Origin of the sequence: Bradyrhizobium sp. STM 3557 (assembly GCF_045571465.1) — a bacterium.
Lineage (GTDB): Bacteria > Pseudomonadota > Alphaproteobacteria > Rhizobiales > Xanthobacteraceae > Bradyrhizobium.
In genome coordinates this window covers 1020048-1038803 of sequence record NZ_CP120697.1, presented here as the reverse complement: position 1 = coordinate 1038803, position 18756 = coordinate 1020048, and the positions used below count along the sequence as shown (strand labels likewise).

Below are 18756 nucleotides of genomic sequence, written 5' to 3'. Positions count from 1 at the left end.
CATATCCCCTGCTTCCTCATTCCAGTCGTACCGGATGCGAATCGTATCCGGCCCGTTTTTCACGCCTCGCGTTCGCCGGCGTCTTTCGCGAATGCCGTTTCATCAAGGTCTGAGGGCGTGGCCTCGCCTGGCTTGCGCTGGCGTGCCTGCGCCTTGCGCCGCTTGAGATTCTCGCGCAGCGCCCGCTTCAGCCGCTCGGCCCGTGCGTCCTTCTGATGCCTGGCTGGATTCTTGGCCGGATCTCTGGCCTGCCCGTCGTCCATCTTGATCTCGCCCGTTTTCGGCGGCCCCGGCACATCTGATGCTAGAGCGCCCAAATCCCAAGTCATGTTCTCGCTGGCGCCTGACAGCTGGTCAGCGACGTCCCCCGAAAAGTCCATCATCAAGCCTATAATCCCGGCGATCCGCGCCGTCTCCTGCCGGGATGGGCAGGAACCGGAGCCGTTCCGCCGGCTCGGGGGCCGAAACGGGCTCTCGGACCGGATAATCACGGCTTTTCCTCGACTTGGACCGGCACAAGCGGTTCTTTCCTGCCCAAAACCGGTCACTCGCGCTTGCGTGGACGGGGACCTTGTGGCAAGAACCGCCGCGCTTGGTCGCCGGCCACCGGCCCGATTCCATTGCGACCCCGTTTGCTGCCGTAGCTCAGTGGTAGAGCACTCCCTTGGTAAGGGAGAGGTCGACAGTTCAATCCTGTCCGGCAGCACCATGGGATCAGGTTTTCCCTGCCCGTCTGCATGACACCGGCCAACTCCCGCGCGCGTGTTCGCGATCCCGCGACGCGTTTGGCGTCCGAGGCTTGTTCGTTGGTCACACCCTCCTTGAGAATGAGGGCGCAGGGAATGCCGGGTGAAGGCCTCACCCATGGCCCGCCTGCAGAAAGAAAAGCAGGCGGCAGTCACCACAGGTGCAGCCGCTCAACCGGCATTCCCTGCGCGATGGGCTTACGGCTTACTTCGCGCTCTCCCCGGGGACCGGCTCTCTTGCCCCCGTCATTCGCGAAAGCGTCTCTTCCGCGAACTTGACCTCAGCACCGGGAGGTCAGGACCACGCGACTTCGCCGTCCGCACGAACGCGTTCGTCGGCATCCGACAAGGATGCTGCGCGCCCGCACGGCCACCGCTCCCCGCCTCGCGTGTCGTGACGATCGCGATACGCCCCTCTCGTCGAGGCGGGATGCGAGGGATATAGCACGATTTCTGGAAAAACGAAAGAGGAATTTTGTGCGGCCGAGACCTCGTCAGCCTTCTTCCTTGCTCACGGTCCCCTCGAAGCTGCATTCTCGGCCAAGCTCAGTCACCGCGCAAAAGCTCAACGCGAGGCGCTGTCCTACCTCGGAGAAAAATCGGATTTGTAGTGTCCTAAAGGCGACTATCGGGCGCTAGAGCGGCCGCCGCCTCTCGATCTCTTCACGTACCTGCTTGTCGGCGCGGTCACTGAGTTCGACCAGCGGCTTGAGCCACTCGATTCGGAAACGCAAATAATCAAACACTTCGTCGATAAAGACCCACGCCACGTCATAGTGAACATCGTGAATTTCGACCAGATAGCCCCCGTCTGGCGTCCGGTAAATCGTGTAGGTGTCGCCGGCCTCCCCGAACTGCTCGACACGCTCGGCCCCCTCATTGGCCAGGGCCTCCGTCCAGTCGATCTCTTCTGACGCTGCAGCCTTCCGAAACCACTCCGGCACGGTTCCCAGGCGGTGAAGTTCGCCCGCCTTATAGGCCAGATTTTTCTTGGCTTCGATATCCGCCATGCGGTCCTCCTGACATCACTCAGGAGAGCAGTATGTCAGAGAAAATCGCCGAACCGAAATCATCGGATCGACGAACTCGGTCGATCCAGCCTCGCCCCAACGATCGTGCACCTGAGAACTAGATCGGCGTGGCCAGGCATCGCTTCATTCCAATTCGACGAACGAGCCTCAAGGGCAACAGCGTTGCGAACGCATCGATCGCACATGTGACCTGCCTGACGCCACGTTCTGCGACATCGCTGGTGCACCTCGAATGGGACGATGCGCTTGGCCTCGCTTAGCCCACGCCGAAGGCTGCCTTTGTGAATTCCGCATTGTGCCGCGCCGGCCGGCGCCGTTTCATCGCGACACTAGAGATCACGAGCTTCGGATCGTCCATGACGGAATCGGAAGTCGTCTTGAGCATCGTGGCGCTGCGGCTCGCTGCGCTCCTGCTGGCAGGCCTCATCCTACAGGCGTTGCCAACGCCACCCTCGTCCGCCGTCCAAGTCGCGACGACCGACGCGGCCCTGCAGGGCATACCGGCCGCGAAACCGGTCCGCAGCGCGCGTGACGGCACCGACGAACTGGTGCGCGACATGCTGCTGCACGATTAAAGGGCGCGGCACGTGAAAGCACAGCTCGGCAAACACAGCTGATGGCGCTGGGCCATGGATTGCTCCTGTGTGCAGCAAATCCGCCCGCCGCCGCGTCCGCCGAGCATCGTGCTCTTGGGCGGCGGTCGGCTGGAGCCGTCCTCACGCCGTCATGTGACGAGCCACCCCTGCAGCGCTCACGTGCGAACGGGAAAACAACTCGCTTCTCTTGATGCAATGTGGCAAGCTCGCTCGAGCGGGGATCGACTTGAAAGTCGAGCACATGGCGACCGTTCGAGAGTTCGTCGATTTTTGGCTGGAGAACTGCGTCCATGCGGACGAAGAGTTCGGTCCACGACGTGGACGGCAGGCCGTTGAACAGCTCGTTCATAACTTGATCCGAGCCGCGGACGACCAGGGCATCACAAAGGCCCAGATCGAGGCCGAACTCGGCAGTCCCTACGATGTCATCCGCGCCAGGATCGACGAGAAGAACAGGGACGAAGCCAGCCGGCTCAAGAAGGGGACGTCGACCGCTTGAACTGCCAATCGACATGATCTCGTTGGCGACGCCGCCAAGCTGCTATCTGGCCAGATAAGCCCCTCCTCTTAGGAACAGGCGGAACAGTCGCACGTTGACTTGCATCTGCCGCAAACGGGATCCCCGAAGGCAATCTTCGCCAAAGCACTTACCGGCTTATAGCCATTGCGGTGCACATTGAGCACTCGACCAGCAAGACGTGCCGATCTCCGCCAGGTTCTTGGTTTTCGGCCGCCCGTGGCGTTGCAGGAGGCAATCCTGCAATGGGCGGACCGTCAGGCCGACAAGCCGGCGCTGTCGCAGGCCATATGCCGTCTGATCGAACTCGGTCTCGCTAGGGGCGATGGCGCTGGGTGCAGGAATAGCGGGGACAGGCAAAAGCAGCGCGCTCGTGAAATAGCGGGCAACACGATCGACGACATAAGCGATACGACGACCACCGAAGGCAATCGAGCGGCTCGCAAGCGAGATTTGCTGAACGGTCCGCAAGAGTTCACTAGGGTTCGCGTCGATGGTCCTCAGCGCGGCAAGCCAGTCCGATCATAAAGCGGCTATGCAGCGCGCGATCTGACGCATCTGGGACAGCAACTTCACTCAACCGAGGAACAATCATGAGAGACAATTCCCGTGCTCGCGTGCTACGCGAGGCCAACAAGCTATTCAAAACCGTCGACAGGAAGAACGTGGCGACTGACTACGAAAGAGCGCAGCAGTCATTTCACGAAAATCGCGAGCGATTAAAGGCAGAGCGATTGGCGCGGGAGGTAAAATCTCCAGCACCGCCGGCCCGTGGCGGGGGGCAAGCGTAGGGTGCGTTGAGCTCCTGCGTAACCCATCCATGCAGGATCAGAGCGATCGTCGCAAACAGGTCGGTAAGCCCTGTCTGCTCTAACCATCCTACACGCCGTACGTCTTCACGACTCCACCCGCGGAGCGCCCGGCGTATCGAGGAAACGCTGCATGAAGATCAGGTCCAGCCAGCGACCAAACTTGTGACCGACTTCCCGGAAATGGGCGACAGGCTCGAACCCGAGACGCTGATGAAAACGGATCGATGCGTCGTTCGCCGCGTCGATGCCGCTGATCATGACATGCCTTCCCGCCGCGAGCGCACGCGGCAACAAGTTCTCGACCAGCGCGCGCCCTGCTCCTAGCCCGCGCATGTCGTGACGGACGTGAACGGTGTGCTCGACCGTGTAACGGTACCCCGGCCATGCGCCCCTCCACTCGCCGAATGAGGCAAAGCCGACGATACCGTCATAATCGGCGTTCACCGCGACGACCACCGGAAAGCCAGCTGAAGATCGAGAGCGACACCAAGTTTGCCGCTCCTCCAGCGTCGAAGGCTCCAAACTATACACTGCCGTGGAGGAGGCGATGACCTCATTGTAGATCGCCAGCACGGCCGGCAGATCGCCTTCGGTTGCATCGCGGACGGTCAGATTGACTCTCATTCCGGTTCACACCGCATGATTGAAAACGATTAGGCAGTTCCGATCAAAGACGGCAAGCCGATCGCTTCTACAATGGCTCACTGCCGCATCATAGCAGTCGGGCTTCGCTGGCGTGGTGGGATGCACATCTCGCGACGGTTCGTCGCAGCGGCCGCTCCTGATGTGCGGATGCAGCCAAACTTAACTGCTCCTTAACCACGCCGACATAGTTGTTCGCTGTCACGGTCTGCAACGATTAGAAATATCCAGAACAACAATCTTCGAGCCATGACCGCCGTCCCAAGCGCCAGCGCCAACCAGATCTCTCCCGCGATGGAGCGGATGTATCACCAGAGCAGCCTGCTCGGTGAATGGAAGGGCACGTGGACAGCAAACCATAGTGCGGTATCCTTCAAGGTGGTGAACATCCGCGGCGCGCAGGCCACGGTGGAATACACCCACAATGGACACACCGAGCGCGGCATCGGCACCGTCAATGGCGCCACGATCGATTTCGGCCCGGTCACGCTCGGGACCAAGAACGGCAAGAACGCCGTGCTGCTGTTCTCCGCCGGCGGCGGCAAGGCGACCGCGTTTCTTGAAAAGCAGACGCCCGCCGCCGAGGACGACAAGCTCACCGGCGGCTGGGGCGGCTATTCGGCCGATAACGGCAAGAGCGCGAGCTTTCGCGTGCTCTCGGTCGACGGCAAGGAGGCGAAGGTCAGCGTCACGATCGACGGCGTCACCCGGCAGGGGACCGGCATCGTGTACAAGAACGTCATCATGTTCGGGAACACGCAGGTCTCGACCGACGACGGCAAGACCGGCAAGGTCATCTACCACGTCGGCAACAAATCCTACCTGATCCCGGTGACCAAGGTGAAGACGAGCTCGACCTCGACCTCCACGTCATCCACGGTAGACAAGTCGGCCTGAGCGCGGCGATCCGCCGCGCGCCTGTCGACACTGACATCTGAAATCTTTGCCCGAAACGCCATTCGCGCGGCAGCTTTCGACTGTCCTGTCAGCAGCGAAAGAAAATCCGTACCGCCAGTGCCGGGCCACCAGCCGGAATCAAAAGGGGCCGCATTTGCGCGACCCCCAGCCCACCGGCAAAAATTGATTCGGAATGAAAGGCAGCACCGGCAAGAGGAAGCCTAGATTTTTCCACACATTCCGTGGATTCCGTATCATTACGGTGTTCCAGCACCGGAACCCTCTCGAGGTGTTCGCGACGGTGCCATCCTCGCCCAATTCACCGGCGGCGCGGGACACGCCTCGCCATGAGGTCGAGGTGCTGCCGCCTCACCGCGGCAGCAGATTCTCCTTGGCGAGATCGATCACCTCGTCGCCGCGGCCGCTCATGACGGCGCGGATCAGCCAGACCGAAAAACCCCTGACCTGCTCCAGGCCAATGGTCGGCGGCATCGACAGCTCCTGCTTGGCGGTGACGACGTCGAGCACCGCCGGCCCATCATGGGCGAGCAGCTCGGCGACCGCACCTCGCAGCTCGCCGGGATCCTCGACCCTCTTTGCGTGAATGCCCATGGCGCGGGCCATGGCGGCAAAATCGGGATTCTCCAGATCGGTGCCGTGCTCGACGAAGCCGGCCGCCTTCATCTCCAGCGCGACGAAGCCGAGCGTGCCGTTGTTGTAGATGATCACCTTCACCGGAAGCTTCTCCTGCTTCAGGGTGATGAGATCGCCCATCAGCATGGCGAAGCCGCCGTCGCCGGACAGCGAGATCACCTGGCGCTTGCGGTTCGCGGCCTGGATGCCGATCGCCTGCGCCATCGCATTGGCCATGGAGCCGTGCGCCAGCGAGCCGACCAGGCGGCGCCTGCCGTTCACCGCGACGTAGCGCGCCGCCCAGATCGTCGGCATGCCGACATCGAAAGTGAAGACGGCATCGTCCGAGGCCGCCTCGCTGACCAGGCGCGTGAGATATTGCGGATGGATCGGCAGCCGGCCCGGCGTGCCTTGCGCCAGCTCGTCGAGGCCCTTCCGCGCCGACTTGTAGCGCGAAAGGTTCTGATCGAGGTGACGACGATCTGACTTCGGCTTGAGCCGCGGCTGCACCGCGCGCAAGGTCTCGGCGACATCGCCGACAATGCCGAGATCGAGCCTCACCCTGCGCCCGAGCTGGTTGGCGCGGATATCGACCTGCGCGATCCTGACGTCGCCGGGAAAGAACTGCTTGTAGGGAAAATCAGTACCCAGCATCAGCAGCGCGTCGCAGCTGTGCATGGCGGCGTAGCCGGAGGAGAAGCCGATGAAGCCGGTCAGGCCGACGTCGTAAGGGTTGTCGTATTCGACATGCTCCTTGCCGCCGAGCGCATGCACGATCGGGCTCTTCAAGGCGTCCGCCAGCGCCATCAGCTCCGCATGCGCGCCGGCGCAGCCGCGGCCGCAGAACAGCGTGACGCGCTCGGCGCTGTTGAGGAAATCCGCCAGCGCGGCGATCTCGGCGTCATCGGGGCGCACCACCGGCCTCGGCGGCAGCAGGCCGGCATTGCCGACCGGCCGCCGCTTCGCCGCCGCCTTCAGGGCGACATCACCGGGAATGACGATAACGGCGACGCCGCGCTCGCCGACCGCGGCGCGGATCGCATTCTCCAGGACGAACGGCATCTGCGCGGGATCCGAGATCAGCTCGCAATAGACGCTGCATTCGCGGAACAGGTTCTGTGGATGCGTCTCCTGGAAATAGCCGCCGCCGATCTCTTGGGAAGGAATGTGCGCGGCGATCGCCAGCACCGGCGTGCGGCTGCGCTGCGCGTCGTAGAGACCATTGATGAGATGCAGATTGCCAGGCCCGCAGGAGCCGGCGCAGACCGCGAGCTGGCCGGTGAGCTGCGACTCGCCGGAGGCGGCAAAGGCGGCCACCTCCTCGTGGCGGACATGCACCCACGCGATCCGTTTCCGGTTGCGCAGCGATTCCGTCAGGCCGTTGAGGCTATCGCCGACGACACCATAGATCCGCTCCACGCCGGCAAGCTCGAGCGTCTCGACGATCTGATCCGCGATGGTGGCCATGGCAAAATTCCTTCCGGAGTACGAGGCTGCGAGATTTGAGCGGTGCGGCGAATTTGCCCGCCGCGGCCCAGCAGCTGGGTCAAGATGCCGTGCTGCACAAGGTTCCCTACTGAACGATCTTGTGCGGCTCCCGCCAGCACACCTTGGTATGACTGATCGCACGGCGCCCATCCGCTATAGAGAGCAGAGAGCATGGTGGCTTCGAGGCCGGCGAGGCAGCGAGGATGGCGGATTGGACCAGCGGCACATCGACGGCGGCAGCGCCATGACGCTCGATCTGCACCGGCGGCGGCTGATCGTGGCCGCGGCGGCGGCAGCGTCCTGCGCGATCTTCGCCGCCGACGCGCTGAGCCCGGTCGATGGCGCGGTCGCCGTGCTCTACACCGGCGTCGTACTGATGGCAGCCGCGCTCGGCCGCCGCACCGTGATCGCAACCGGCCTCGCCACGGCCGGGCTGACCACGGTTGCATTCCTCTGGGGCCATTCCCCCTTAACTCACGGCGACGACCCGCTCGGGGGCGCCTCGCTGCGCTATGCGGTGAGCCTGGTCGCGATCGCGATCACCGTGCTGCTGACGCTACGCGACCGCTCGGCGCGGGTCACGCTTGCCGAGCAGGCGCGCATCCTGGAGCTGTCGCATGATACCGTCGTGATCCGCGATGCCAACAACATCATCCAGTATTGGAACGAGGGCGCCGAACGGCTCTATGGTTGGACCCGCGAGGAGGCCGTCGGCAAGGTCTGCCAGCAGTTGCTCAAGACCGTGCTGCCGGGCAAGGATGTCGCGCAACAGCTCGCGCAGAGCGGCGCGTGGTCCGGCGAGATCATGCGGACGCGGCGCGACGGCACGACCCTGATCCTGGCGAGCCGCTGGCTGCAGCGCAGGGATCCCGAAGGACGGCAGATCGGCATCATCGAGACCAGCGCCGATCTGACCGAGAGCCGGCAGGCGATGGCGGAGCGACAGGCTTCCGAGCAGCGCTACAGCACCATCTTCAATGCCGCCGGCTTTGCCGCGCTGGAATGCGATCTCAGCGCGGCGATGCGGATCGTGCTGGCAACCGACGGCCGCGATCTGGCGCACCGGCCGCGGTCGCGCTCCGACCTGCTGCGCGAGGCCGCGGGCCAGATCAGGATCTACAACGCCAACAAGGCGGCGCTCGCTTTGTTCGAGGTCGATACGGCGGCCGACCTCGTGCCCGGCGCGATGCTGCTCGCCGGCCTAGCGGACGCCGCGCAGGATATGGCGCGAGAGGCGCTGGCGCAGGTGTTCGCCGCCCTCGCCCAAGGCGAGCTGCTGGTCGAGACCGAGACGAAATGCGCAACGCCTGGCGGCCGCACCATCGATGCGGTGCTGCGCGTCTCCGTGCTCCCCGACGGCCGTGATTGGTCGCGCGTGCTACTCATGGCGGTCGACGTCACCGAGCGCAACGAGGCCCGCGCCAAGATCGAGCGCTCGTCCGCGGACCTCGCCCATGCCGGGCGGGTGTCGATCCTCGGCCAGCTCGCCGGTTCGATCGCGCATGAGGTCAATCAGCCGCTGGCGGCCATCATCAACTACGGCAAATCCGGCAAGCGCTGGCTGGCGCGGCGCGAGCCCGATCTTAACGAGGTCGCCGAATGCCTGGACAAGATCGTCGCCAACGGCAACCGCGCCGCCGACGTGGTCGGCCGCGTCCGCGCCCTGGCCAAGAAGACGGCGCCGCAGACGAGCCCGGTCGACATGGTGCTCCTGGTGCAGGAATCGCTGGCGCTGCTGGCGCGCGAAGCCGCGACCAGCTCGACCTCAATCCGGGTCGAGCAGAGCGGCGAACCGGCTCAAATCGTTTGCGACCGCGTCCAGGTGCAGCAGGTGATCGTCAACCTGTTGATGAACGCGCTGCAGGCGACGCGCGGCGTCACCGAGCGGCCGCGCGAGATCCACGTCACGATCGACGGCGGCGCGGAGGAGACAATCGAGGTCGCGGTGCGCGATTCCGGCAGCGGCATCGAGGGCGATCCTGACCGCATCTTCGATCCGTTTTTCACCACCAAATCCGACGGCATGGGCCTTGGCCTGTCGATCTGCCGCAGCATCATCGAAAGCCAGGGCGGCCGTATGCACGCCTCGAACAACGCGCTTCATGGCGCCACCGTGGCCTTCACGCTGCCGGTCAGCATCCCGGCCGAGGCGCGCTGGCGGGCGCGGCCTAATATCTTGATATGATGGGCAGCGCGCGGCCGAGGCGCCATACCATGGCGACGGCGGCATCGATCGGGTCCGCTGGGCGGGAGAATGCAGTGCAGGACAGGCCGACCATCTGCATCGTTGACGACGACGACGACGTGCGGGAGAGCATTTCGAGTTTCTTCCGCTCGGTCGGCCTGCAGGTCGAAGGGTTCGGCGCGGCGGAAAGCTTCCTGCAATCACCGGCGGTCTCGCGCGTCGGCTGCCTGATCACCGACCTGCACATGCCCGGCATGGACGGGCTCGGCCTGCATCGCGAGCTGATCCGGCGCGGCGTCGCGATCCCGGTCATCGTGATGACCGCCTATGCAACGCCGGAGGCGCGCGCCGAGGCGCAAGGCCTCGGCGCCGCCGGCTTCGTCGACAAGCCGGTCGATCCGGAATTGTTGCTGCACGATGTCGAGACCATCCTGAGCGACCCGGCGCGCTCGGCCAACCCCAGAGATACATGAGCGCGGACATGGACATCGCCAGCCAGTCCCTGATCTGCGTCGTCGACGACGACGCCGACGTGCGCGGCTCGATTTCGAGCCTGTTACGATCGACGGGCTACGCGGTGCAGACTTTCGCCGGTCCGTCGGAATTTCTGGCCTCGGACGCGGTCGATGCGGCCTCCTGCCTGATCCTCGACATCCGCCTGCAGGAAGCCGACGGCCTTGAATTCCAGCAGGAGCTCGTTGCCTCGGACTCGGCGATCCCGGTGATCCTGATCAGCGGCTTCGGCGACATTCCCATGACCGTGCGGGCAATGAAGGCCGGCGCGATCAACTTCCTGCCAAAGCCGTTCGAGGATGGCGCGCTGCTTGCCGCGGTCGCGGAAGGCGTGACGCGCGACCAGCAGCGGCGACGCGCGGCGCATCGCGACGAAAGCATCCGCCTGCGCTACGAGCAGCTCACCCCGCGCGAGCGCGAGGTCATGAGTCTGGTCACGTCGGGACTGATGAACAAGCAAGTGGCCTGGCAGCTCTCACTCTCCGAGATCACCGTGAAAATCCACCGCGGCAACATGGTGCGCAAGATGAAGGCGAAATCCGTGGCCGATCTGGTGCGCATGGCCGACCAGCTCGGGATCCGCAGTGCCTCTCCAGCGCTCGCCGGCCCTGACGGCGACGGCGCGAGCATCCCCGCGCGGCGACAGGGCCCGCCAAAATAGGCGAATGACAGACCGACCCGCTCAGCGGGCGTCACTCATCGCGCCCCGCCCGATCGCGGCGATCATCTCGCCGGCGCGCGCCGCATTGGTCACGATGCGCTGCGCGCACAATAGCGCCTCGGGCAGATCCGGCTGCTCGCGCTTCAGCCAGCGTAACGACGCCCGGCCGTCGGACAAAAGCACCGACAGCGGCTGCCGCAGCTCGTCGAGCAGCGGCCGCGGCACGCCGGCGACCGCAGACTTGCTCGCCACGTCTGCGCGATGCCGCCACAAATCGGCGCGCGCGCCGCGCAGGATGAACAGCGAGACGGTGCCGAGCAGCGCGATCGAGATCGCGGCATGGACCAGCGCACTCGGATGATGGCTATCCACCACCGACGCCAGGATCAGCAGGAATCCTGCCGAGACGACCGCCCGCGCCGGGCGGGGGCCGGCCAGGCGCAATGTCATCAGCGCGACGATGCAATAAAGGTCGGACAGGCCGAAGCGGTAGCCGGTCGCGACGTCGATCGCAAAAATCGCCGGCATGAGCAGGATGCAAAGGACGAGCGACCACTGCAGCCCACCCCGGCGCCGTTTCGAGCAAGCGTTCGTCATTGTCGACCCCAGTTGCCAGTCCCACAGATGGATCATGACGGCGGCCGGGCTAACAGGCTTTCAGGTTGGGATGACGAACTTGCATGAATGCACGACCCATGACGGGCAAGGGCGAGGCGGCATGATCGCGAGATTCTACGGCCCGACCGTGTAGCGCGCTGCCTTGTGCACGCAGCCATCACATATGCGCCATGACATATGCGGCATGCGCCTTGCGAATATTTGTCGCTGCGCCAACCGTCTCGCTCCACTGAGATGACGTCGATCATACGACCGTATCAGTCGGCACAGCCGATCGCGTAGCTAACACCTAGATTTAATATCCAGCGGAAATTCGCCTGACTAACTTGCCCGCAGCATTTCACCGCACCCTGACGGAGCAAGCATATGGCCAACTCGACGGCTCCAGCATTTTCCTCCTCTCGCCTTCCGACTGCAGCCCGCATGGATTCGGCCCGCTTCGACGAGCAGGCCTATATGGGCCTGATCGGCCGCTACCCCGTGCTCGAGCAGGCGCGCGAGGAAGAGCTCGCGCGGCGATGGGCGCGTGACAGGGATCAGCAGGCCGCCGATATCCTGGTGACGAGCCATCTCAGGCTCGCCGCAAAGCTGGCGCGGCGCTATCGCGGCTACGGCTTTCCGCTCGGCGACCTGATCGCCGAGGCCAATCTCGGCCTGGTGATGGCGCTCAACCGCTACGATCCGGATCGCGGCGCGCGCTTCTCGACCTGCGCGATCTGGTGGATCAAGTCGGCGATCTACGACTATGTGATGCGCTCGTGGTCGCTGGTGCGGCTCGGCCGCACGCCGGCCCAGAAGAAGTTGTTCTTCCGCCTGCGCGGCGAGATGCGGCGCCTCCGCCCCGAGCATGGCGGCGCGCTGACCAGGGAGCTCGCCGAGCAGATCTCGCAATCGCTCGACGTGCCGCTCGACGATGTGCTCGAGATGGAGCAGCGGCTCTACGGTGACTTGTCATTGAACGCGCCACTGTCCGACCTCGAGGACGCCGCCGAATGGCAGGACCTGATCGCCGACGACTCCCCCAGCGTCGAGACGCTGCTCGCGGCCAATGACGAGCGCGACCGCCAGCGCGCCGCGCTGTCAGATGCACTTGCCGTGCTCAATGCGCGCGAGCGCCACATCTTTGCCGCCCGGCACCTGCGTGAGCGGCCCGAAAGCTTCGAGCAGATCGGACAGGCGCTGTCGATCTCGGCCGAACGTGTCCGGCAGATCGAGGCGCGCGCCTACACCAAGGTCGCGAACGCAGCGCGACGGCTGTGCAAGGGCGTGGCGGCGCCATCGATCACGGCCGGCATCCTGTCCACGCAAGCACCCTTGCCGAATTTTGCGAACAACGCCACCTCACCGGCGTTCGTGTAAGACGACTGCGCACCCGCTTCGCCGGGTGCGCATCCCGCCCTCGCGGCGGCGTCAGGGGCCTCATGTCAGGGCCTCACGGTTCGAGACGGCGCCTTCGGCGCCTCCTCACCGTGAGCTTTGAGATTTCGCCGCGAAAAGACCCTCATCCTGAGGAGAACGCCTTAGGCGGCCGTCTCGAAGGATGGCCGCACAAAGACTACCTGCCCAGCCTCTTCAATCGTGTGCGATAGCCCCCGTCACGGGGAGGTGAGACGAGCAACAGGGCGCAGCGAGCCTCAGCGCGCTTCCGAATTCGATCTGGTGCGCCCCGCCTCGTAGAGGAACCAGACGCGCCGTTCGCCCTCGTCGATCCAGTTCTCGAGCAGGCTCGCGGTCGCGACATCGCGATATTCGTCGCAGAGATTATGCACCTGGCGCATCTCGCGCACGAGCTGCTGATTGTCGCTGCGCAGCTCGGCCAGCATGTCCTGCGGATCGACATATTCGGCATCATTGTCGAGGATGCGCTGCTCACGGGCGATCTGCCCGGTCGAGCGCAGGGTCGTGCCGCCGATCTTGCGAGCCCGCTCGGCAACTTCGTCGGTCATGGCGAAGATCTGGTCCGATTGCTCGTCGAGCAGCAGGTGATAGTCGCGAAAATGCGGTCCCGACATGTGCCAGTGGAAATTCTTGGTCTTCAGGTAGAGCGCGAAAACGTCGGCCAGCAGAGCGCGCAACGCCGCGGAGATGTCGCGCGTGGCCTTGGCCCCGAGATCGGTCGGTCCTTCCAGTTCGGGACGTGTGCGGGCAACTGTCATGGCTTATTCCTCTTGGCTATCGTCGACGACGGACATCGATGGTCTTGCGAAATAGTCTTGGGTGACCCATCAGGACTACTTGCTGATAAACGGGACTCCACGCGGCCGGATCACGGGAGGGGGCGCGGGGAAACGGATCCGGTTCGCGTGGAGCCAGGCGTCGTGCATGGCGAGGGAGGACAACGTCCTGCACGACGAACAGGTGGTCCTGCACCAAAGATGTAGTCGCTGCCTCGCAGGCGATATTTTCAATCCGCACGGTGCCGGAAAGGAGCGGGAGCGGCATACGATCAAACGCCCGTGAGTGGATGCACCGTCGCGTTCCCGCGCGAGTCTGGCATGATCACGGGAATTAACGATTATCCACAAAAATCCTGGCCTTTCGCAAACATCGTGCGTTTTCGAAAACCGCCGCGAGGTCGGGAATACGCCACTGCGGGCCGCGGCCTAGACTCGTGCGGCTGTTCAACCCGCAACACGGCAAACCGCAACAAAACGCGATCCCCAAAGGGCTGCCGTCCTCTCGCAGCAGCGCGGTCAGGTAGTGGAATGCGCAAGATCATCGTTGTCACCGGCGCCTCGAACGGAATTGGAAATGCAACGTGCAAGACGTTGGCGCTGGCGGGACACACGGTTTATGCGTCGATGCGGGATACCAGGGGCCGGAACGCGCCTCACGTCCAGGATATCGAGAACTACGCGCGGGAGCGAGGCTGCGACCTGCGCGTGATCGAGCTGGACGTCGCCTCCCAGAACTCGACGAGCGAGGCGATCGACCACATCGTGGCGGAGAACGGCCGGCTCGATATCGTGGTCCATAACGCCGCGCAAACCGCCTACGGCCCTGCGGAAGCCTTCACCCCGGAGCAGCTCGCCGAGATCTTCGACGCCAACATCTTCAGCACCCAGCGGGTCAACCGGGCGGTGCTGCCGCAGCTTCGCAAGCAGGGTCACGGATTGCTGGTCTGGATCTCGTCGAGCTGCGCACGCGGCACGACCTCGCCGTTTCTCAGCCCCTATGCCTCATCGAAAGCCGGCATGGATGCGCTCGCGATGACCTATGCCGGAGAGATCGCACGCTGGGGCATCGAAACCTCCATCATCGTGCCGGCCGATCTCGGCCCGGCTCACTACCTGCATTCCAGCCGGCCGAGCGACGCGCTGCGCGCAGAGGAATATTCAGACGGTCCGACTGCCGACATCAGCGAAATCGCGCTCGGCGGATTGGCAAAGCTGTTTCCTCTCGGCACCGATTCGGATATCGCGGTCGCGATCGCCGATGTCGTCGAGATGCCGTTCGGCACGCGCCCGCTTCGCATCCATGTCAATCCGGATCACGCCGGCGCGGCCGTCATCGACGCCGTGGCGGAGCGGATCCGTGCGGAATTTCTCCGGCGGATCGGACTTGCCGACCTGCTCAAGCCGGCGGTCATCGGATAGCCCTGCCCATGAAGATGCCGATCAATCCATCTGATACGACATGCCCCATTGTGACGGACGAATGACAAATTTCGACATGAAGCGAATAATGATGGGCCGGATGCGTGCGGCATCATCGACCTGAAAACACGCGGTGCACATCAGGTGCAGCAAGGTTCCATGGTCGGATGTCGTGACGATTTCTGCGAACACGAACATGTGTTTGAACGATTGTCGTTTCTGCGCACCCGCGTTTTTGCATTGCGGATCATTGCTTTAAAAGTCGGGCCTGGATTCGCCTTGCTCCGGGAACCGTCGGCGATCGCCGGACTGGGCCTGCCGAAAGCTGGACAAGTGATCCGCAAGCGTCACTCTGCACGCGATCTTGTCCGCTCTTTCAACTTTTGAGAGGCGGGAGCGTGTTTCGGATCTTTGTAGATCAAGTATCGAGTTGAGTTCTCATGGGCGCTCCGGCGCAGGGTAGCAATCGCAAGACTGGTAGAGGCCCGGCGATCGGGGATGCGGTTTTCGGGCCGTTTCGGCTGCATGTCGCGCAACGCCGGCTGGAGAAGAATGGCGCTCCCGTAGCGCTCGGCACGCGCGCCTTCGATATCCTCGTTGCGCTGGTCGAGCACGCCGGCACGGTGGTCAGCAAGACCGATCTGATGGCGCGCGTCTGGCCGCACGCGACGGTCGACGAGAGCGCGCTGCGGGTCCAGATCGTGGCGCTGCGCAAGGTGCTCGGCGAAGGCGACGCCGGTGCCAGATATCTCACGACGGTCTCAGGACAAGGCTACTGCTTCGTGGCCCGCGTCCTGCACCACGACGAAGCCGCGCCGGCCTCACCTGACCCGGACACGATCGCCGCCGCTCACAACCTGCCGGCGCGGCCGCCCCAGCTGGTCGGACGAGACCACACCGTTCAAGACATCGTGGACCAATTGACCAGGGGTCGTTTCGTGACCGTCGTCGGGCCGGGCGGCATCGGCAAGACCACTGTGGCGATCTCCGTGGCTCACGCCCTGCTGCCGCAATTCGACGGCGCAGTCCACTTCCTCGACCTCGGGACGCTGCGGGCCCCCGATCAGGTGCCGAGCCTGATCGCCGCAACACTCGGACTGGGCGGACAGGCGGGAAACCCGGCCGACCGCCTGGTGAATTTCACCCGCGACAGGCGGCTTCTGCTGGTTCTGGACTGCTGCGAGCATGTGATCGAGACATCGGCTGTTATCGCCGAACGCCTCTACAAGGAAGCCGCGCAGGTTCATGTGCTGGCGACCAGTCGGGAATCGCTGCGCGTCGAGGGCGAGCACGTGTACCGGCTGCCGCCACTGGCAAGTCCTCCTGACGGCACCGGCATCACTGCGGCCGAGGCGCTGGCCTTTCCAGCAGTCCAGCTGTTCGTCGAGCGCGCCAACGCCAGCAGCGGCCAGTTCGAGCTCGACGATACAGATGCGCCGCTGGTGGCCGAGCTGTGCCGGCGGCTCGATGGCATTGCGCTGGCGATCGAGCTCGCCGCCGGCCGCGTTGGCGCCTATGGCATCAAGCATACGATCGATCTTTTGAGCGACCAGTTCAGGCTGCTATGGAAAGGACGGCGCACCGCGCCGCCGCGACACCAGACACTGCGCGCCACGCTGGATTGGAGCTATAACCTGCTGTCCGAATCCGAGCGCACGACGCTGCGCCGATTGTCGGTCCTGGTCGGCAATTTCACGCTCGATGCCGCCCGCGCGGTCGCCTCCGCGGAGGATTCCGACGACGCCCGGACCATCGCATCCGTCGCCAACCTCGTCGCCAAGTCGATCCTCACGGCCACGGCGACGGGCCCGGTCGCGCAATACCGGCTGCTCGACACGATGCGCGGCTATGCACAAGAGAAGCTCGGTGCGAGCACGGATGTCGATGCCACCGCGGCACGTCACGCAAGGTATTTTTTGCGCCTGCTCGAGAGTGGCGCCGATGGAGAGCGCGGAGAGCCGGCTGGGATCGCGAGCCAACTCGGGAATATCAGCGCTGCGCTGGCCTGGTGCTTCTCGGCGCAGGGCGACCGCGCCACCGGAGTCGCGCTGGCCGCAGCCGCCATGCCGCTGTTCCTCGAAATGTCGCTGCTGGCGCAGTGCCGGGCCTGGGCCGAGCTCGCGCTCGATGCAATCGATGGCATTGATCGCGACATCCGGCACGAGCTCGATCTTCGTGCCGCCCTGGGGCTCGCGCGGATGTGGACCGGGGGCACGACCGAGAGCGTGCAAAGCTGCCTGCTGCATGCGCTTCGGCTCGCCGAACAGAGCAACGACATCTCGAATCAGCTTCGTCTGATCGATGAGCTGCATCTCCTGTATTTCATGGCCGGCAATGCGGACAACGCGCTGGATATCGCGAGGCGCGGCGTCGCCACCGCCGCGGCCAACGATGATTTCGATGCGCTGGCGCGCATGCAGGTGTCGCTCGGCGTCTCTCTCCTGCTGATCGGCGACATCGCCGCGGCACGCTCCCATGTCGAGGCCGCGCTCTCGCAACAGCCGGCGATCGAGTCGCACGGCCGCGGGCAGTTTTCGCTCGACTATCCCGACCGCGCTCACGTCACCCTGGCGCGGATCCTCTGGCTGCAGGGATATCCGGATCAGGCGATGGAGATGGCGCAGCAGGCGATCGCCCATGCCGTCGCACTCGGCCACCCGGTCAGGCTGACCAGGGCGCTGCTCTGGGCTTTCGCGATCTATGCCTGGAACGGCGAGGCAGACGCCTATGAAGACTACGCCAACCATATTATCGAGGAGTCCGGCAAGCACGCGCTCGGACCATTCCAGGCGATCGGCGAGGCCGTCAAGGGCGTCATTCGTGGGGCACAGGGCAGGATCGAGGAAAGCCTGATCCTGTTGCGTCTTGCGCTCGACAAGATGGGCGATCACCGCTACGGCCCGATCACCGACTTCAACATGCATCTCGCGGAGGGGCTGGCACGGGCCGGCCAGCGCGGCAGCGCGCTCGAGATGATCGACGAGACCATCGCGCGCGCCCGACGTCTCAACTATCTGATCGAGCTGCCCGAGATGCTGCGGATCAAGGCGGAGCTGTTGCTCTGCGGACCGGAGCCGGACGTTTCGCTCGCCGAGCGCCTGCTGAACGAATCGATTGCGATCGCCCGCCACCAATCGGCGCTGGCCTGGGAGCTGCGAACCAGCATCAGCCTGGCGCGGCTGCGGATGCGGCAGGGGCGCGAGGACGAAGCGCGCGCCCTGCTGGCACCTGTCCATGACCAGTTCACGGAAGGCTTCAGCAGCCGGGATCTCAGGGCGGCGCGGGAGCTGCTCGATGCGCTGGACCGGCGCAATCGAGAGCGCGCCGGCCGCAGGCTCTAAAGTCCGAGATCAGATAGCCCCGGATGATCGGCAGGTCGCGGGCCCGAGCGATCCCAATGGTACTTGCGCTCGAACTCCTTGATCGGAAGGTCATTGATGCAAGCAAAGCGGGTCCGCATCAGGCCGTTCTCGGCGAACTCCCAGTTCTCATTGCCATAGGAGCGAAACCAGTTGCCGGAATCGTCGTGCCACTCATAGGCGAAGCGCACCGCGATCCGGTTTTCGGTGAAGGCCCAGAGCTCCTTGATCAGCCGATAGTCGAGCTCCTTAGCCCATTTGCGCGCGAGAAAGGCGACCACCTGCTCCCGTCCGTGGACGAACTCGGCCCGATTGCGCCAATAGCTGTCCGGTGTATAGGCAAGCGACACGCGCTCCGGATTGCAACTATTCCACGCGTCCTCGGCGGCGCGCACCTTCTGGATCGCGGTCTCGCGCGTAAACGGCGGAAATGGTGGACGGCTCTCGCTCATGACTGCTCGC

General features: G+C 64.4%; 18 protein-coding genes and 1 tRNA gene. 11 read left to right on the top strand and 8 right to left on the bottom strand.

Annotated features, from left to right (window positions below; translation table 11 throughout):
* Positions 1–59 precede the first annotated feature (59 nt).
* Complete coding sequence (locus P6U24_RS04745) at positions 60–383, bottom strand: hypothetical protein (RefSeq protein ID WP_407158036.1); 324 nt, start codon at positions 381–383, stop codon at positions 60–62.
* A gap of 251 nt (positions 384–634) precedes the next feature.
* Between P6U24_RS04745 and P6U24_RS04740 the strand changes: the two genes are divergently transcribed.
* Positions 635–709: transfer RNA gene (locus P6U24_RS04740), tRNA-Thr, on the top strand.
* Between the two features lie 672 nt (positions 710–1381).
* On the opposite strand, the gene P6U24_RS04735 is transcribed toward P6U24_RS04740, so the two are convergent.
* A complete protein-coding gene (locus tag P6U24_RS04735; protein ID WP_407158035.1) occupies positions 1382–1756 on the bottom strand; it encodes a hypothetical protein in 375 nt (124 codons plus the stop codon).
* 377 nt (positions 1757–2133) lie between these two features.
* Between P6U24_RS04735 and P6U24_RS04730 the strand changes: the two genes are divergently transcribed.
* Positions 2134–2352 carry a hypothetical protein gene (locus P6U24_RS04730; protein WP_407158034.1) on the top strand — a complete coding sequence of 73 codons (219 nt, stop codon included), beginning with the start codon at positions 2134–2136 and terminating at the stop codon, positions 2350–2352.
* A gap of 262 nt (positions 2353–2614) precedes the next feature.
* A complete protein-coding gene (locus tag P6U24_RS04725) occupies positions 2615–2872 on the top strand; it encodes a hypothetical protein (RefSeq protein WP_407158033.1) in 258 nt (85 codons plus the stop codon).
* Positions 2873–3028: 156 nt separating this feature from the next.
* Here P6U24_RS04725 and P6U24_RS04720 read toward each other — a convergent pair whose 3' ends face one another.
* Positions 3029–3361 (bottom strand): hypothetical protein, encoded by a 333-nt coding sequence (locus P6U24_RS04720; RefSeq protein WP_407158032.1) that lies wholly within the window; start codon positions 3359–3361, stop codon positions 3029–3031.
* Between the two features lie 425 nt (positions 3362–3786).
* Entirely contained in the window at positions 3787–4314 is a 528-nt protein-coding gene (locus tag P6U24_RS04715) for a GNAT family N-acetyltransferase (protein WP_407160779.1), read from the bottom strand.
* Positions 4315–4593: 279 nt separating this feature from the next.
* Here P6U24_RS04715 and P6U24_RS04710 point away from each other — a divergent pair, with 279 nt between their 5' ends.
* Complete coding sequence (locus P6U24_RS04710; RefSeq protein WP_407158031.1) at positions 4594–5241, top strand: hypothetical protein; 648 nt, start codon at positions 4594–4596, stop codon at positions 5239–5241.
* A 369-nt stretch (positions 5242–5610) separates the two neighbouring features.
* Here the strand turns inward: P6U24_RS04710 and poxB are convergent, their stop codons facing one another.
* Positions 5611–7341, bottom strand: a complete 1731-nt coding sequence (poxB, locus tag P6U24_RS04705; protein WP_407158030.1) for a ubiquinone-dependent pyruvate dehydrogenase — start codon at positions 7339–7341, stop codon at positions 5611–5613.
* A 232-nt stretch (positions 7342–7573) separates the two neighbouring features.
* Here poxB and P6U24_RS04700 point away from each other — a divergent pair, with 232 nt between their 5' ends.
* The 3 genes from P6U24_RS04700 to P6U24_RS04690 all read left to right on the top strand — a co-directional run bounded on the left by P6U24_RS04700 (position 7574) and on the right by P6U24_RS04690 (position 10721).
* A complete protein-coding gene (locus P6U24_RS04700) occupies positions 7574–9547 on the top strand; it encodes an ATP-binding protein (RefSeq protein ID WP_407158029.1) in 1974 nt (657 codons plus the stop codon).
* Positions 9548–9621: 74 nt separating this feature from the next.
* On the top strand, positions 9622–10020 hold the full coding sequence (locus P6U24_RS04695) for a response regulator transcription factor (RefSeq protein ID WP_407158028.1): 399 nt from the start codon (positions 9622–9624) through the stop codon (positions 10018–10020).
* Between the two features lie 8 nt (positions 10021–10028).
* On the top strand, positions 10029–10721 hold the full coding sequence (locus P6U24_RS04690) for a response regulator transcription factor (protein WP_407158027.1): 693 nt from the start codon (positions 10029–10031) through the stop codon (positions 10719–10721).
* A 21-nt stretch (positions 10722–10742) separates the two neighbouring features.
* On the opposite strand, the gene P6U24_RS04685 is transcribed toward P6U24_RS04690, so the two are convergent.
* Positions 10743–11249 (bottom strand): hypothetical protein, encoded by a 507-nt coding sequence (locus P6U24_RS04685; RefSeq protein WP_407158026.1) that lies wholly within the window; start codon positions 11247–11249, stop codon positions 10743–10745.
* Between the two features lie 513 nt (positions 11250–11762).
* On the opposite strand from P6U24_RS04685, the gene P6U24_RS04680 reads away from it, so the two are divergent.
* Entirely contained in the window at positions 11763–12698 is a 936-nt protein-coding gene (locus tag P6U24_RS04680; protein WP_407158025.1) for an RNA polymerase factor sigma-32, read from the top strand.
* 275 nt (positions 12699–12973) lie between these two features.
* Here the strand turns inward: P6U24_RS04680 and P6U24_RS04675 are convergent, their stop codons facing one another.
* The gene (locus P6U24_RS04675; protein ID WP_407158024.1) at positions 12974–13495 is read right to left on the bottom strand and encodes a Dps family protein; all 522 of its coding nucleotides are present in this window, start codon (positions 13493–13495) and stop codon (positions 12974–12976) included.
* Between the two features lie 549 nt (positions 13496–14044).
* On the opposite strand from P6U24_RS04675, the gene P6U24_RS04670 reads away from it, so the two are divergent.
* The 3 genes from P6U24_RS04670 (at position 14045) to P6U24_RS04660 (ending at position 18276) form a co-directional block, all read left to right on the top strand.
* Positions 14045–14935, top strand: coding sequence for an SDR family oxidoreductase (locus P6U24_RS04670; protein ID WP_407158023.1), 891 nt, complete (start codon positions 14045–14047; stop codon positions 14933–14935).
* 144 nt (positions 14936–15079) lie between these two features.
* Entirely contained in the window at positions 15080–15322 is a 243-nt protein-coding gene (locus tag P6U24_RS04665) for a hypothetical protein (protein ID WP_407158022.1), read from the top strand.
* A gap of 53 nt (positions 15323–15375) precedes the next feature.
* Complete coding sequence (locus P6U24_RS04660; protein ID WP_407158021.1) at positions 15376–18276, top strand: ATP-binding protein; 2901 nt, start codon at positions 15376–15378, stop codon at positions 18274–18276.
* Here the strand turns inward: P6U24_RS04660 and P6U24_RS04655 are convergent.
* Positions 18273–18746, bottom strand: a complete 474-nt coding sequence (locus P6U24_RS04655; RefSeq protein ID WP_407158020.1) for a DUF1348 family protein — start codon at positions 18744–18746, stop codon at positions 18273–18275. The genes P6U24_RS04660 and P6U24_RS04655 overlap by 4 nt on opposite strands.
* Between the last annotated feature and the right edge of the window lie 10 nt (positions 18747–18756).

Bases quoted from the DNA above. Each gene is read 5' to 3' on its own strand.
- P6U24_RS04745 (WP_407158036.1), bottom strand. From the start codon at position 383: ATGATGGACTTTTCGGGGGACGTCGCTGACCAGCTGTCAGGCGCCAGC.
- P6U24_RS04735 (WP_407158035.1), bottom strand. From the start codon at position 1,756: ATGGCGGATATCGAAGCCAAGAAAAATCTGGCCTATAAGGCGGGCGAA.
- P6U24_RS04730 (WP_407158034.1), top strand. From the start codon at position 2,134: ATGACGGAATCGGAAGTCGTCTTGAGCATCGTGGCGCTGCGGCTCGCT.
- P6U24_RS04725 (WP_407158033.1), top strand. From the start codon at position 2,615: ATGGCGACCGTTCGAGAGTTCGTCGATTTTTGGCTGGAGAACTGCGTC.
- P6U24_RS04710 (WP_407158031.1), top strand. From the start codon at position 4,594: ATGACCGCCGTCCCAAGCGCCAGCGCCAACCAGATCTCTCCCGCGATG.
- poxB (WP_407158030.1), bottom strand. From the start codon at position 7,341: ATGGCCACCATCGCGGATCAGATCGTCGAGACGCTCGAGCTTGCCGGC.
- P6U24_RS04690 (WP_407158027.1), top strand. From the start codon at position 10,029: ATGGACATCGCCAGCCAGTCCCTGATCTGCGTCGTCGACGACGACGCC.
- P6U24_RS04685 (WP_407158026.1), bottom strand. From the start codon at position 11,249: ATGCCGGCGATTTTTGCGATCGACGTCGCGACCGGCTACCGCTTCGGC.
- P6U24_RS04680 (WP_407158025.1), top strand. From the start codon at position 11,763: ATGGATTCGGCCCGCTTCGACGAGCAGGCCTATATGGGCCTGATCGGC.
- P6U24_RS04675 (WP_407158024.1), bottom strand. From the start codon at position 13,495: ATGACAGTTGCCCGCACACGTCCCGAACTGGAAGGACCGACCGATCTC.
- P6U24_RS04670 (WP_407158023.1), top strand. From the start codon at position 14,045: ATGCGCAAGATCATCGTTGTCACCGGCGCCTCGAACGGAATTGGAAAT.
- P6U24_RS04660 (WP_407158021.1), top strand. From the start codon at position 15,376: ATGGGCGCTCCGGCGCAGGGTAGCAATCGCAAGACTGGTAGAGGCCCG.
- P6U24_RS04655 (WP_407158020.1), bottom strand. From the start codon at position 18,746: ATGAGCGAGAGCCGTCCACCATTTCCGCCGTTTACGCGCGAGACCGCG.